The following is a 13,762-nucleotide window of genomic DNA, read 5'->3' on the forward strand; positions in this document are numbered from 1 at the left end:
TCGCTGGCAAGCCAGCTCCCACAGGGATCGCGTAACCTGTGGGAGCTGGCTTGCCAGCGATGAGGCCATCAGTATTTACACCTGCCTTTCGGCATCCCCCGCCATCCAGTGCCTGAACAACGGCTCGGCCAGAAACAGCACGAACAGCAGGCGCATCATCTGCAATGCCGTCACCAACGGCACCGACAGCTGCAAGGTCTCCGCCGTCAGGCTCATCTCGGCAATACCGCCAGGCATCATGCCCAGGGTCAACGAACGCAGGTCGAGGTTGGTCGCGGCGCTCAGCGCCACGGCGGCGATGGCGGCGATGGCCATGGTCAGCACCGTTGCGGCCAGGGTCCTGGCAAGGAACGACGGTGCCCGGCGGAAGAACGCCCGGTTGAAGTGGCATCCCAGGCCACTGCCGATCAGCCATTGGCCGATCTGGCTGGCGCCGTCCGGCAGGCCCAGGTGCAGGTTCCAGCCGATACTGGCGACACCCGCCACCAGCAAGGGCCCGAACAGCCACGGGTTGGGCTGCTTCAACCGTTGCCAGCCCCAGGCCACCAGCGCGCCGATGGGGAACACCAGCGCCAGCCAGCCCCAGTCCACCGCGCCCGCATGGCTCAGTGGCACGCCTTCGCCGAGCAGGTACTTGAACGCCGCCGGCACGCACAGCACCACCACCAGCACCCGCAGGCTCTGGCCCGCCGCCACGCGGCTGAGGTTGGCGCCATTGCGCGCACCGAGGTTGACCATCTCCCCGGAACCGCCCGGCATGCTGGAGAAGAACGCCGTAGCGCGGTCCTCGCCGGTACGCCGCAGCAACCACACCCCGACCACGCTGGAAAGGCTGGTGATCAGTGCGCCGAAGAAGATCAGGCCGAAATGGCTGGCGACCTGCTCGGCCACATGCGGGGTGAAGTGCAGGCCGATACCGATGCCGACGATCCACTGTCCGCATTTGCGTCCGCCCGGAATCTCGGCGAGCTGCCAGGGCGTCAGGCAGCGCACCAGGATGATCGCCAGCAGCGAGCCGACCATGAACGGCAACGGCCAGCCGATGGCGCTGGCCGCGAACCCGCCGGCCAGGCCGACCAGCGGGGTTGCCCACCATTGCCTGAAGGTGGAATCAGACATTGGCCAGGGCGCGACGCTGCAGGACGCGACGACGCCAGATGCGCACCAGCGGCAGGGCCAGCATCACGATGGTCAGGCTCCATACCCCCATGCTGATCGGGCTCGACCAGAGGATGTCCAGGGCACCGTTGGAGATCGACAGCGCACGACGCAGGTTCTGCTCCATCAGCCCGCCGAGGATGAACCCGAGGAGAATCGGCGACAGCGGGAAGTCGAGCTTGCGCAGGATGTAGCCCATGATGCCAATGCCGACCATCAGGAACAGGTCGAAGGTGGTGGCGTGCACGGCGTAGACGCCGATCGCGGTGATGATCGCGATGACCGGCACCAGCGCCCAATTCGGTACGGCAAGGATGCGCGTGAAGATGCGGATCATCGGGATGTTCAGGATCACCAGCATGATGTTGGCGATGAACAGCGAGGCGATCAGGCCCCAGACGATGTCCGGTTGCTGTTCGAACAGCAGCGGGCCGGGCGTGATGTTGTACAGGGTCAGGGCGCCGATCATCACCGCGGTGGTGCCCGAGCCGGGTACGCCGAGGGTCAGCATCGGTACCAGGGCGCCACAGCAGGAGGCACCGATCGCGGTTTCCGGCGCAGCCAGGCCGCGGGCGTCCCCCTTGCCGAACTTGCCGCTGGTGCCGGCAATGCGTTTCTCGGTCATGTAGGCCACGGCGCTGGCCAGGGTCGCGCCGGCGCCGGGCAATACGCCCATGATGAAGCCGAGCAGGCCGCAGCGGATGTTGACCACGAATACCGAGGCCGCTTCCTTGAGGTTGAACAGCATGCGCCCGGTGGCTTTGACCGCCTCGTGGCCGTGGTGGGTTTTCTCCAGCAGCAGGAGGATCTCGCTGATGGAGAACAGGCCCAGGACCAGCACGACGAACTGGATGCCGTCGGCCAGGTGCACGCTGTCACCGGTGAAGCGGTACACACCGCTGTTGGCGTCGATACCGACGCTGGACAGGAACAGGCCGATCAATGCCGCGATAAACGTCTTCAACGGCTTGTCGCCGGCCATGCCGCCCAGGGCGACGATGGCGAAGACCATCAGCACGAAATACTCCGCCGGGCCGAAGGCGATTGCCCATTTCGCCAGCAGCGGCGCGAACAGGACCATGCCGCAGGTGGCGATGAAGGCGCCGATGAACGAACTCCACGCCGACAGCGACAGGGCCACGCCGGCCAGGCCCTGGCGGGCCATCGGGTAGCCATCGAGGGTGGTCATCACAGTGGAGGCTTCGCCCGGGATGTTGAGCAGGATCGAGCTGATCCGCCCGCCGTATTCGCAGCCCAGGTACACCGCAGCCAGCAGGATCAGCGCCGACTCCGGCGGCAGGCCGAGGGCGAAGGCGATGGGGATCAGCAGGGCCACGCCGTTGATCGGGCCCAGGCCCGGGAGCAGGCCGACCACGGTGCCGATCAGTGTGCCGCTGAGGGCGGTGACCAGGTTGTACGGGCTGAGGGCCACGCCGAAGCCCTGGCCCAGGTAACTCAAGGTATCCATATCAATTCTCCAGGACGTCGAGCAGGCCGAGGGGCAGTGGCACGTCCATTACCCGGTCGAACAGTACGTAGAGGGTGATGCTCATGAAGGCCACGATCAGGCCGCTGGCCGACCAGCGACCGCCGTACAGCCGGGCCATGGGCACACCGACGAGAATGCTGCTGACGATGAAGCCGAGGCTTTCGAAGGTCGCGGCGAACACCAGCAACAGGGCGACGCACAGGCCGATCTTGTTCAGGGTTTCGCGGTCCAGCTCGGGCTCGTCCTCACCGCGCACGATGGGCGTTGGGCGAATGGCCAGGTAGAGCAGTGCCAGGCCCATCAGGCCGAGCATCAGCAGCGGGTAGGCGCGCGGGCCCACCGGTTCATAGGAAAACGCGGCCTGGTAGGGCCAGGCCATCACGGCCAGGGCGGCACAGACCGCCAGCAGGGCCAGGGCGAAGATGCGTTGCAGGATCATCAAGAAATCCTCTTGGGGAGGGTGATTTCAGGCAATGCCAGAGGCATTTGGGCTGTCTTGAGGGCCTCATCGCTGGCAAGCCAGCTCCCACAGGTTTTCCCTGTGGGGGCCGGCTTGCCAGCGATTGCGGTTACTGGATCAACCCGAATTCTCGGGCCAGCGTTTTGTAGTCGGCGACCTGTTTCTTGACGTAGGTGTCCAGCTCGTCCCCGGTCATGGCGAAGGGGAAGAGTTCGCGCTGGTCACGCAGCTTGGCGAAGTCCTCGGAGGCCAGCAGCTTGTCGAACGAGGCTTTCCACCATTGGTAGTCCTCGTCGCTGACCTTCGGCCCCACATAGAATCCGCGTACCACCGGCCAGACGATGTCGTAGCCCTGTTCCCTGGCGGTCGGGATGTTTTTCATCTCGGGCTCGTCCAGGCGTTGTTCGGAGAACACCGCGAGCAGGCGCATGTCGCCGCTCTGGATATGCGGCATGGAGTCGGAGATGTCGGTACTGCCGACCTGGATATGCCCGCCGAGCAGGGCCGTGGCGATTTCGCCGCCGCCTTCCAGGGCGACGTAGCGCAGGTCGCGCGGGTTGATCCCGGCAGCCTTGGCGATCAGCGCAGTCTGCATCCAGTCCTGGCTGCCGACGGTGCCGCCGGAGCCGATCACTACCTTGCTCGGATCCTGCTTCAAGGCCGCGACCAGGTCGTCGAGGGTCTTGTAGGGCGAGTCCTTCTTCACCGCGATGGCGCCGTAGCTGGTGCCGACCGCCGCGAGCCAGCGCACGGCGTTTTCATCGAAGCGGCCGAACTTGCCCTGCGCCAGGTTCAGCAGCGAGCCGCTGGACCAGGCCACCAGCGTGCCGGCATCGCCCGGACGCTGGGCGACCACGGCGTTGTAGGCCACCGCGCCGACACCGCCGGGCATGTAGGTGACGCGCATGGGCTTGGTCAGGATCTTCTCGTTGACCAGCGCGCTCTGCACCAGCTTGCAGGTCAGGTCGAAGCCACCGCCCGGCGAGGCCGGGGCGATGCATTCGGGGCGTTTCGGTTCAGCGGCCAGGACCTGGCCGGCGAACAGCAGGCAGCCGGTGGCGATGGCGATTCGACGCAGTGAAAAGGTCATCTTCAGTCTCCGTAGCTTTAGTTGTTATAAGCGGATTACCACAGGGCGACGCTATAGCTCACCAGCAACCGCACCTCGTCCGCATCGCGGGCGAAGCTGGAGCGGTAGGTGGCGTTGCGCAGGCGGACTGCCACGTTCTTGAACGTGCCGTTCTGCACCACGTACTTGAACTCGGTGTTGCGTTCCCATTCCTTGCCTTCGCCGCCGTTCGCCAGGCTGACGTTGTCGCCGTTGACATAACGGGTCATGAAGGTCAGCCCGGGAACGCCGAGCTTGGCGAAGTCGTAGTCGTAACGCACTTGCCAGGAGCGCTCGTCGGCCCCGGCGAAGTCGTTGATCTGGACGAAGTTGACCAGGTACGGGTCGGAGCCATCCACGTAGGGGAAAGCGCTGTCGCCGGACATGCTCTGGTACGCGGCGCTGAATTTGTGGCCGTTGAGGCCGTAGCTGAGCATGCCGTTGAGCGAGGTGTTGTCGATCTTGCCGCCGCGGGCCTGGCCCTGGTCATCGCTGAGGGCCAGGCGCAGGTCGGCGCCGAAGGTGCCCGGGCCCCACGGCTGGGTCGCGGTCAGGCCGGCGAAATGCTGGCGGTAGACGTCGTCGAGCTGGGCGAAGTGGTAGCTGCCGGTGATGCGGTCGGTGAACTTGTAGTCCAGGCCGGCCATGTCGAAATGGTTGCCGGCGACGGTGCCAAGGAAGCGCCCGTTCTTGTTGTTCAGGGCGATGTCTTCCTTGTTGGTGTCATCGCGGTCCTTGGCCTTCTCCAGGCGGCCGCCGGTGAAGGTCAGGCCCTTGATCTCCTTCGACGTCAGCAGGCCGCCCTCGAAGGTCTGCGGCAGGATGCGCCCGTCGTTGGGCTTGAGGGTCGGAAGCTCGGGGATCAGGGTGCCGATCTTCAATTCGGTGGCGGAGATCCTGACCTTGCCGGTCAGGCCGAGCTTGGAGTATTCGTCGGCGGCGCGGCCGTCGTCGTGGGTCGGCAGCAGGCCGGTGCCGGTGCGGTCCGGGCTGGAATCGAGCTTGACCCCGAGCATGCCCAGGGCATCGATGCCGAAACCGACGGTGCCCTCGGTGTAGCCCGACTGCAGGTTGAGCATGAAGCCCTGTGCCCACTCGTCGCGCTTGGATTGCTGGGCGCTGGTGCCGTCGCGGAAGTCGCGGTTGAAATACATGTTGCGGGTTTCGAAGGTGGCACTGCTGTCTTCGAAGAAAGCGGCCTGGCTCAGCGGTGCGACGCTGCACAGCGTGATGGCGCTGACAAGCGGGTGGCGGCTGGAAAAAGGACGACGGATAGGCGCGAACGCCCGAGGCTGTGCTGACAGCATCTGGAATAAACCCCGTTTATTGTTCTTATTTGGTACGAACGCTGCGGTTCGTTCTTCGCCTCCCGGAGGGAGCCGTGAAGCGATGTTAGGGGCTCAACCTTTCGCTAACCTTTCAATTCACTTTCATTCTCGCGGCGGCTTCACAGGCGCCGCTTCCTCTGTAAACTCCGCGCCACTGAACGCGACGCGACCGGGAGAAACCCATGCGAGTGCTGCTCGTCGAAGACCATCTGCAGTTGGCCGAAAGCGTGGCCCAGGCCTTGAAAAGCACTGGCCTGACCGTCGATGTGCTGCACGACGGGGTGGCCGCCGACCTGGCCCTGGCCAGCGAGGATTACGCGATGGCGGTGCTGGATGTGGGGCTGCCGCGGATGGACGGTTTCGAGGTGCTGGCCCGCCTGCGCGCCCGGGGCAAGACCGTGCCGGTGCTGATGCTGACCGCGCGCAGCGACGTCAAGGACCGGGTCCACGGGCTCAATCTGGGCGCCGACGATTACCTGGCCAAGCCCTTCGAGCTGACCGAGCTGGAAGCGCGGGTCAAGGCCTTGCTGCGCCGCAGCGTGCTCGGCGGCGAACGTCAGCAGCGCTGCGGGCCGCTGGTGTACGACCTGGATAACCGGCGCTTCAGCCTGGGTGACGAGCCCTTGACCCTGACCTCCCGCGAACAGGCGGTGCTCGAGGCCCTGATCGCCCGTCCCGGCCGGGTGATGAGCAAGGAGCAACTGGCCTCGCAGGTGTTCGGCCTGGACGAGGAAGCCAGCCCCGACGCCATCGAGATCTATATCCACCGTCTGCGCAAGAAGCTCGACGGTCACGCGGTGGCCATCGTCACCTTCCGCGGCCTCGGTTACCTGCTCGAGCACCGCGATGCGTAGCACCGACAGCCTGCGCGGACGGCTGCTGCGCAACCTGGCGCTGCTGCTGGTGGTGCTGATGATCGCCAGTGGCCTGAGTGCCTACTGGAACGGTCGCGAAGCCGCCGACACCGCCTACGACCGCACCCTGCTGGCCTCGGCGCGAACCATCGCCGCCGGGCTGTCGCAGCGCGACGGCACCCTCAGCGCCGATGTGCCCTATGTGGCCCTGGACACCTTCGCCTATGACAGCGCCGGGCGTATCTACTACCAGGTCAACGACATCCAGCAGAAGCTGATTTCAGGCTACGAAAACATTCCCGGCCCGCCACCCGGCACGCCACGTACCGATGACTACCCGGCCCTGGCGCGCTTCTACAATGCCCGTTACCTCGGCCAGGACGTGCGGGTGGTGAGCCTGCTCAAGGCGGTGAGCGAGCCGAACATGAACGGCATGGCCGAGATCCGCGTCGCCGAAACCGAAGAGGCGCGGGTGCGCATGGCCCGCGGCCTGATGGCCGATACCCTGTTGCGCCTGGGCATGCTGGCCCTGGGCGCGCTGCTGCTGGTGTGGTTCGCGGTGAGTGCTGCGCTGCGCCCGCTGGAGCGCTTGCGCAGTGCGGTGGAAGAACGCCAGCCGGACGACCTGCGCCCGTTGCCGTCGGTCGAAGTGCAACAGGAACTGGGGCCGCTGGTGCGTGCGCTCGATCACTTCACCGAGCGTTTGCGCGGTCAGTTCGAGCGCCAGGCGCAGTTCATCGCCGATGCCGCTCATGAACTGCGGACACCGCTGGCGGCGCTGAAGGCGCGGGTCGAACTGGGGCTGCGAGCCAAGGAACCGCAGGTCTGGCACGAAACCCTGGAGGCCACGGCGCAGAGCACCGACAAGCTGACCCACCTGGCCAACCAATTGCTCTCCATGGCCCGGGTCGAGAACGGTGCCCGGGCGATCGCCGAAGGTGGTGCGCACTTGCTCGATCTCAGCCAGCTGGCCCGTGAACTGGGCATGGCCATGGCGCCGCTGGCCCATGCCCGGGGTATTGCCCTGGCCCTGGAGGCCGAGGCTCCGGTATGGGTGAAAGGTGAGCCGACGTTGCTCAACGAGTTGCTGAGCAACCTGGTAGACAATGCGCTGGCCCATACGCCCAAGGGCGGCAATGTGATCCTGCGGGTCACGGCGCCATGCGACCTGGAGGTGGAGGATGACGGGCCGGGGATTCCACTTGAAGAGCGAGAGAAGGTTTTCGAGCGCTTCTATCGGCGTGGCGCGCAGGGGACTGGCCTGGGGCTGGCGATCGTCGGCGAGATCTGTCGGGCGCACCTGGCAGGGATCAGCCTGCATGATGGGGAGAAGGGCGGGTTGAAGGTCCGGGTGAGTTTCAATCCGGTTCAGTAGTGTTCTTGAGGGCCTCATCGCTGGCAAGCCAGCTCCCACAGTGTGGGAGCTGGCTTGCCAGCGATGAGGCCCTCAAGGTTTCACCTGAACATCACCCGGGCATCGAGCAGGTCATCCTCGGAGAACAGCCCCGCCGCCGGTACCGCCAGGTGCCGATAGGCCGGCAACGCCGAAACCGCGCGCTCGCGTCCGGTCTTGTCGCACAACGCCCGCGCGATCTGCACGATATCCACGTAATCCACCTTTGCCGAATGCCGCTCCAGGTTCTGCACTTCCCCCGGCAGGTTCGCCAGTTGTTCGGGAAATTCCCAGACGCTGAGGATCTTGTCCCCCAGCACCGGATGGATCTGTTCGATCACATGGTTCAGGCACACTGGGTCCGAAAGCAGCTCGTTGTGCTCTTCGGCATAGGTGAGGATCGGCAGCACGCCGATCTGGTGCACCAGCCCGGCCAGGGCCGCCTGGTCTGCCTTGAGCTCGGTGTAGCGTGCCGCCAGCTCATAGCTTACGCCCGCTACTTCCAGGCTTTTCGCCCAGATTTCGCGCATCTTCTGTTCCACTGTCTCGGATCGGGCATGGAAGATCTGTTCGATCACCAGGCCGATCGCCAGGTTGCAGCTGTAGTTGACGCCGAGGCGGGTGATAGCGGTCTGCAGGTCGGTGACCTCGGTGATCGCCCGCAGCAACGGACTGTTGACCACCTTGATCAGGCGCGCGGCCAGGGCGGCGTCGCGGCCGATCACTTTGCTCAGGGTCGCGACACTGATTTCGGTGTCTTCCGCAGCCTCGCGGATGCTCATGGCAACTTCGGGCAAGGTCGGCAGGACCAGGTCGTCGTTATCGATGGCGCGCAGCAATTGCGTTTGCACCATCTTGGCCAGGGTGTTCATGGTGTCTTTCTCCCGCGTTCAGGGATGGCCCCGCCGGCATGCGGCGGGGCGGGGCGGGCTCAGCGCTGGATCTCGCGGTCGCGGTCCAGTTCGTAAGGCAAGGTCAGCAGTTCCAGGCGCGGGCCTTCGAGGCTGCCCAGGTGCAGGTTGCCGTCTTCCACGGAGTCGGCGCTCAGTACGGCGAGCAGTTCGCCACGGGCGGCGATCACCACTTCGCCCACCGACGAAGCATGGGTCGGCGAGAAGATCTCGCTGCCCGGCGCCGGCGTCTCGCCTTCGGCCAGGGCCAGGCGGTACAGGCGGCGCTTGAGCTTGCCCAGGTACTGCATGCGCGCGACGATTTCCTGCCCGGTGTAGCAGCCTTTCTTGAAGCTCACGCCACCGACGGCCTGCAGGTTGATCATTTGCGGGATGAACAGTTCGCGGGTCTGCTCCATGACCTGGCCGATGCCGGCGCGGATCTGGCCGAGCAGCCAGTCGTCCAGCCCGGCCTCGGGCAGATGGGCGGCCAGTTGCGCGCGGACTGCGTCGGCCTGGTCAGCCGGAGCCCAGAGTTCGACCCGGCCGGGAGATACGTTGACCGCGATCAGGCCGTCATGGCGTACGGTGGCACCGGCTTCGGCAGGTACATCGAGGCCCAGCGCTGCGAGGGCGGCGTCACCCCCGGTGAGGCCGAAGCGGACCCAGGCGTCGCTTTCATCGGTGAGCTTCGCCTTGGAAAACACCGCGTATTTTTTCAGGTCTGCCAGTTGCGGTTCGAGCAACTCGCGGGTCATTGCCAGAAGGAAACCGTCGCCTTGCGGCAGGATGCGGAAGCTCGACTGCATCCGGCCCTTCTGCATGCAGCGTGAGCCAAGGCTGGAGGTCTGTTCGTCGAGATAACCGATATGGCAGGTCAGTTGACCTTGCAGGAACTTGCCGGCGTCGGAACCGCGTACGGCGAGGACGCCTTCATGGGACAGGGTGCAGAAAAAAGCGGAATCGGCCATGGTTCATCGCAGGTAATTCAGGACTGGCGGCCATCATAGAGTGCGATTGGCAAAATAGGTAGCAGCCTCACGGCCCACTCGACCAACGCCGTGTGCCCATCGCCGGTTCGGTCTGTATACTGGCGGCCTTTTCGAGGAGGGCCCCATGGTCGAACAAACTGAACTCAATCGCCTGTTCTGGCACAGCCGCCGCGGCATGCTGGAGCTGGACGTACTGCTGGTACCTTTCACCCAGGAGGTCTATCCGACCCTGAACGAGACGGACCGCGAGTTGTACGTGCGTCTGCTGAGCTGCGAGGATCAGGACATGTTCGGCTGGTTCATGGAGCGCACCGAGTCGGAAGATCCGGAGCTGCAGCGCATGGTTCGGATCATCCTGGACCGTGTCCAGCCCAAGTGACCGCTTCGAGTGTCGCTGGCAGGGCTCGAAAACCCTGCTGGCGCTCTATCTCGCCTGCCTGGCGCTGGCCATGGTTGCCCTGGGCCTGCTGGCGATTCCCCTGTTTTTCATCATTCCTGGCCTGGCGCTATGCCTGGGTCACGCCTGCTGGGTCATTCCGCGGCATATTCTCCTGACTCATCCCCACGCGATCACCGGCCTGCGCCGCGATGCCAGCGGCTGGCAGTTGTGGAGCGACGCCCGTGGCTGGCACGCCGTGCAGATGCGCCCCGACAGCGTGGCGCTGCCGGGGTTGGTCATCCTGAGGTTTCGTCGTGCCGGGCAGTGGTTTGCACGCAGCCAGTGCATCGGCCATGACGCGCTGGAGCCGGTGCAGCACCGGCGCCTGCGGCTGCGCTTGAAGTTCAGTCGGAAAAGGTGGGCGGCTGCAAGATAGTGTCCTGCACCTCGGGCAATAGCTCCGGATAGTCCAGGGTGTAATGCAGCCCGCGGGACTCCTTGCGTTGCATGGCCGAAAGGATCATCAGTTCGGCGACCTGGGCCAGGTTGCGCAACTCGATCAGGTCGCGGCTGACCTTGTAGTTGCTGTAGAACTCGTCGATTTCGTCCAGCAGCAGGCGCACCCGGTGCTGGGCACGCTGCAGGCGCTTGCTGGTGCGCACGATGCCCACGTAGTCCCACATGAAGCGCCGCAGTTCGTCCCAGTTGTGCGCGATGATCACGTCCTCGTCCGAGTCGGTCACCTGGCTGGCGTCCCAGCAGGGCAGGGACCTTGGTGTTTCAACTTGGTCCAGTTGGGCGACGATGTCGGCGGCGGCCGAGCGGCCGTAGACGAAACATTCCAGCAGCGAGTTGCTGGCCATGCGGTTGGCGCCGTGCAGGCCGGTGAAGCTGGTTTCGCCGATGGCGTAGAGGCCGGGCACGTCGGTGCGGCCGTCCTGGTCGATCATCACTCCGCCACAGGTGTAGTGGGCAGCGGGAACAACCGGGATCGGCTGGCGGGTGATGTCGATGCCGAACGTCAGGCAGCGTTCGTACACGGTGGGGAAATGGCTTTTGATGAAGTCTGCCGGCTTATGGCTGATGTCCAGGTACACGCAATCGGCGCCGATGCGCTTCATCTCATGGTCGATGGCGCGTGCCACGATGTCCCGCGGGGCCAACTCGGCACGCGGGTCGAAGCGTTCCATGAAGCGCTCGCCATTGGGCAGCCTGAGCAGGCCGCCTTCGCCGCGCAGGGCCTCGGTAATGAGGAAGCTCTTGGCCTGCGGATGGTACAGGCAGGTGGGGTGGAACTGGTTGAATTCCAGGTTCGCCACCCGGCAGCCGGCGCGCCAGGCCATCGCGATGCCGTCGCCGCAGGCGCCGTCCGGGTTGCTGGTATAGAGATAGACCTTGGCCGCGCCACCGGTCGCCAGAACGGTGAACCGTGCGCCGTAGGTGTCCACTTCACCGCTGCCGCGGTTAAGCACATAGGCGCCGAGGCAGCGCTCGCCGTCCAGGCCAAGGCGGCGTTCGGTGATCAGGTCCACTGCCACCCGTTGTTCGAGCAGTTCTATATTCGGACGCTGGCGGGCCTGTTCGAGCAGGGTCGTGAAGATCGCCGCACCGGTGGCGTCGGCGGCATGGATGATGCGCCGATGGCTATGGCCTCCCTCGCGGGTCAGGTGGAACTCGAAACCACCGTCATCTACGCTGGCATGCTCATCGCGGGTAAAGGGTACGCCCTGGTCGATCAGCCACTCGATGGCCTCGCGGCTGTGCTCGACGGTGAAGCGCACGGCGTCTTCATGGCACAGGCCGGCGCCGGCGTTGAGGGTGTCCTCGACGTGGGATTGCACGGTGTCGGTGTCATCGAGCACCGCGGCCACGCCGCCCTGGGCCCAGAAGGTCGAGCCGTTGGCCAGGTCGCCCTTGCTCAGGACGGCGATGCGCAGGTGCGCCGGCAGGTTCAGCGCGAGGCTCAGGCCCGCGGCACCGCTGCCGATCACGAGGACGTCATGTTGGAATTGTTGGCTCATGTCTTGGGATTTCCGCGCGGAGCGACCACGTAGGACACTGGAATAAGGGCAGTGGTATCGGCACAATGGTCAAGCGTTTATGGCATTGTGAAACTATCGTGAATCTCGGTGGGCTGCCTTTATAGCAGCCTCGACGCCCGGATTTCCATGTCATGACGCCGTTCTGCCTGTCGCATGTGGGAACTTTCTCGGAATCGCGAATATCCATAGAGGGTTGCCCATGAGTCAGCAGCCGTGATGACGGGAGGCAACAGCCGGTTTCAGCCGTTGCTCATGTATAGAAGACTGATTTATCGACGCAGCCGGCCACGACCGCGCTGCGTTTTCGTGCGAGCCAACCAAGGGCCGCAGGAAACTTGTCTGGAGGGGGAGAACTTTTGCACAAAGCCCGAGTCTATGGTTGCAAGCCTGAGCGATGGCCGAAGCGACACTCCTCCAGGTTCACCGAGGAGTGTTCATGCTAACCCAGGAAGAGGATCAGCAGCTGGTCGAGCGCGTACAGCGCGGCGACAGGCGAGCTTTCGATCTGTTGGTGCTGAAGTATCAGCACAAGATTCTCGGGTTGATCGTGCGATTCGTGCACGACACCCATGAGGCCCAGGATGTTGCGCAGGAAGCGTTCATCAAGGCCTACCGTGCTCTTGGCAATTTCCGGGGTGACAGTGCTTTCTACACCTGGCTTTACCGGATTGCGATCAACACGGCGAAAAACTATCTGGTGTCCCGCGGTCGGCGGCCACCGGACAGCGATGTCAGTTCAGAGGATGCAGAGTTTTACGACGGCGATCATGGCCTCAAGGACCTCGAATCCCCCGAACGTTCGCTGTTGCGCGATGAGATCGAAGGCACCGTCCATCGGACCATCCAGCAACTGCCGGAAGATTTGCGTACTGCGTTAACTTTACGTGAATTCGATGGTCTGAGTTACGAGGACATTGCCAGCGTCATGCAATGTCCGGTGGGTACCGTGCGCTCTCGAATTTTCCGCGCTCGGGAGGCCATAGACAAAGCCCTGCAGCCGTTGTTGCAGGAAACCTGAGACAGCGGCGACAGCCAAGAGAGGAACCGCCATGAGTCGTGAAGCTTTGCAGGAATCGCTGTCCGCGGTGATGGATAACGAAGCGGACGAACTGGAGTTGCGTCGGGTACTGAGTGCCTCGGACGACCCCGAAACCCGTGCCACCTGGTCGCGTTACCAGGTAGCCCGTGCAGCGATGCACAAGGAACTGCTGATGCCGAAACTGGACATCGCTTCGGCAGTCTCCGCAGCCCTGGCTGACGAAGCCGTTCCGGCCAAGGTCGCTCGCGGCCCATGGCGCAGCGTTGGCCGCCTGGCCGTGGCTGCCTCGGTTACCCTGGCCGTGCTGGCCGGTGTTCGCCTGTACAACCAGGATGACATCGCCGGTGCGCAACTGGCGGCCCAGCAGCCTGCCCAGCAAGGCCTGGCCGCTCCGCAAGTGCAAGGGCCGGCAGTTCTGGCGGGCTACAGCGAAAGCGCCGAGCAGGCCCCAGGCCCGATGGCCAACGGCGTTCTGCAGGGGCAAAGCGGCTGGCAAGACCAGCGTCTGCCTGGCTACCTGCGCCAGCACGCCCAGGAAGCTGCCGTGAAGGGTACTGAAAGCGCGTTGCCTTACGCCCGTGCGGCCAGCCTGGAAAATCGCTGAGAGCTGAAACACCCGTAAGGAGGATC

14 protein-coding genes are annotated in these 13,762 nt (G+C 64.6%); 6 read left to right on the forward strand and 8 right to left on the reverse strand.

The window, feature by feature from the left end; genetic code table 11:
* Positions 1-75: 75 nt before the first annotated feature.
* From CSV86_RS01820 to CSV86_RS01840, 5 genes are all read right to left on the reverse strand, one after another.
* Positions 76-1,119 carry an AbrB family protein gene (locus CSV86_RS01820; protein ID WP_009399889.1) on the reverse strand — a complete coding sequence of 348 codons (1,044 nt, stop codon included), beginning with the start codon at positions 1,117-1,119 and terminating at the stop codon, positions 76-78.
* Positions 1,112-2,626, reverse strand: coding sequence for a tripartite tricarboxylate transporter permease (locus CSV86_RS01825; protein ID WP_009399887.1), 1,515 nt, complete (start codon positions 2,624-2,626; stop codon positions 1,112-1,114). The genes CSV86_RS01820 and CSV86_RS01825 overlap by 8 nt, the downstream gene beginning before the upstream one ends.
* Before the next feature lies 1 nt (position 2,627).
* Positions 2,628-3,086, reverse strand: a complete 459-nt coding sequence (locus CSV86_RS01830; RefSeq protein WP_009399885.1) for a tripartite tricarboxylate transporter TctB family protein — start codon at positions 3,084-3,086, stop codon at positions 2,628-2,630.
* Positions 3,087-3,216: 130 nt separating this feature from the next.
* On the reverse strand, positions 3,217-4,203 hold the full coding sequence (locus CSV86_RS01835; RefSeq protein ID WP_376699743.1) for a Bug family tripartite tricarboxylate transporter substrate binding protein: 987 nt from the start codon (positions 4,201-4,203) through the stop codon (positions 3,217-3,219).
* A 29-nt stretch (positions 4,204-4,232) separates the two neighbouring features.
* Entirely contained in the window at positions 4,233-5,522 is a 1,290-nt protein-coding gene (locus CSV86_RS01840) for an OprD family porin (protein ID WP_009399881.1), read from the reverse strand.
* Positions 5,523-5,725: 203 nt separating this feature from the next.
* Here CSV86_RS01840 and tctD point away from each other — a divergent pair, with 203 nt between their 5' ends.
* Together tctD and tctE are read left to right on the forward strand one after the other, a co-directional pair.
* Positions 5,726-6,397 (forward strand): two-component system response regulator TctD, encoded by a 672-nt coding sequence (gene tctD, locus CSV86_RS01845; protein WP_009399879.1) that lies wholly within the window; start codon positions 5,726-5,728, stop codon positions 6,395-6,397.
* On the forward strand, positions 6,390-7,772 hold the full coding sequence (tctE, locus tag CSV86_RS01850) for a two-component system sensor histidine kinase TctE (protein WP_009399878.1): 1,383 nt from the start codon (positions 6,390-6,392) through the stop codon (positions 7,770-7,772). Before tctD ends, tctE begins: the two co-directional genes overlap by 8 nt.
* An 80-nt stretch (positions 7,773-7,852) precedes the next feature.
* Here the strand turns inward: tctE and CSV86_RS01855 are convergent, their stop codons facing one another.
* Together CSV86_RS01855 and ygfZ are read right to left on the reverse strand one after the other, a co-directional pair.
* Complete coding sequence (locus CSV86_RS01855; RefSeq protein ID WP_009399877.1) at positions 7,853-8,662, reverse strand: HDOD domain-containing protein; 810 nt, start codon at positions 8,660-8,662, stop codon at positions 7,853-7,855.
* A 59-nt stretch (positions 8,663-8,721) separates the two neighbouring features.
* Entirely contained in the window at positions 8,722-9,651 is a 930-nt protein-coding gene (gene ygfZ, locus CSV86_RS01860; RefSeq protein ID WP_009399875.1) for a CAF17-like 4Fe-4S cluster assembly/insertion protein YgfZ, read from the reverse strand.
* 145 nt (positions 9,652-9,796) lie between these two features.
* Here ygfZ and CSV86_RS01865 point away from each other — a divergent pair, with 145 nt between their 5' ends.
* Positions 9,797-10,051, forward strand: coding sequence for an FAD assembly factor SdhE (locus tag CSV86_RS01865; RefSeq protein ID WP_003252043.1), 255 nt, complete (start codon positions 9,797-9,799; stop codon positions 10,049-10,051).
* Positions 10,035-10,487, forward strand: coding sequence for a protein YgfX (locus CSV86_RS01870; protein WP_009399869.1), 453 nt, complete (start codon positions 10,035-10,037; stop codon positions 10,485-10,487). Before CSV86_RS01865 ends, CSV86_RS01870 begins: the two co-directional genes overlap by 17 nt.
* Here the strand turns inward: CSV86_RS01870 and nadB are convergent.
* The gene (nadB, locus tag CSV86_RS01875) at positions 10,456-12,072 is read right to left on the reverse strand and encodes an L-aspartate oxidase (protein ID WP_009399867.1); all 1,617 of its coding nucleotides are present in this window, start codon (positions 12,070-12,072) and stop codon (positions 10,456-10,458) included. The two genes, CSV86_RS01870 and nadB, sit on opposite strands and share 32 nt — an antisense overlap.
* A 457-nt stretch (positions 12,073-12,529) precedes the next feature.
* Between nadB and rpoE the strand changes: the two genes are divergently transcribed.
* Together rpoE and CSV86_RS01885 are read left to right on the forward strand one after the other, a co-directional pair.
* Entirely contained in the window at positions 12,530-13,111 is a 582-nt protein-coding gene (gene rpoE / locus CSV86_RS01880) for an RNA polymerase sigma factor RpoE/AlgU (RefSeq protein ID WP_003252049.1), read from the forward strand.
* 31 nt (positions 13,112-13,142) lie between these two features.
* Positions 13,143-13,736: a sigma-E factor negative regulatory protein gene (locus CSV86_RS01885; protein WP_009399860.1), complete on the forward strand. Its 594-nt coding sequence runs from the start codon at positions 13,143-13,145 to the stop codon at positions 13,734-13,736.
* Positions 13,737-13,762 lie beyond the last annotated feature (26 nt).

The organism is Pseudomonas bharatica CSV86 (assembly GCF_000319305.2).
Classification (GTDB): Bacteria; Pseudomonadota; Gammaproteobacteria; order Pseudomonadales; family Pseudomonadaceae; genus Aquipseudomonas; species Aquipseudomonas bharatica.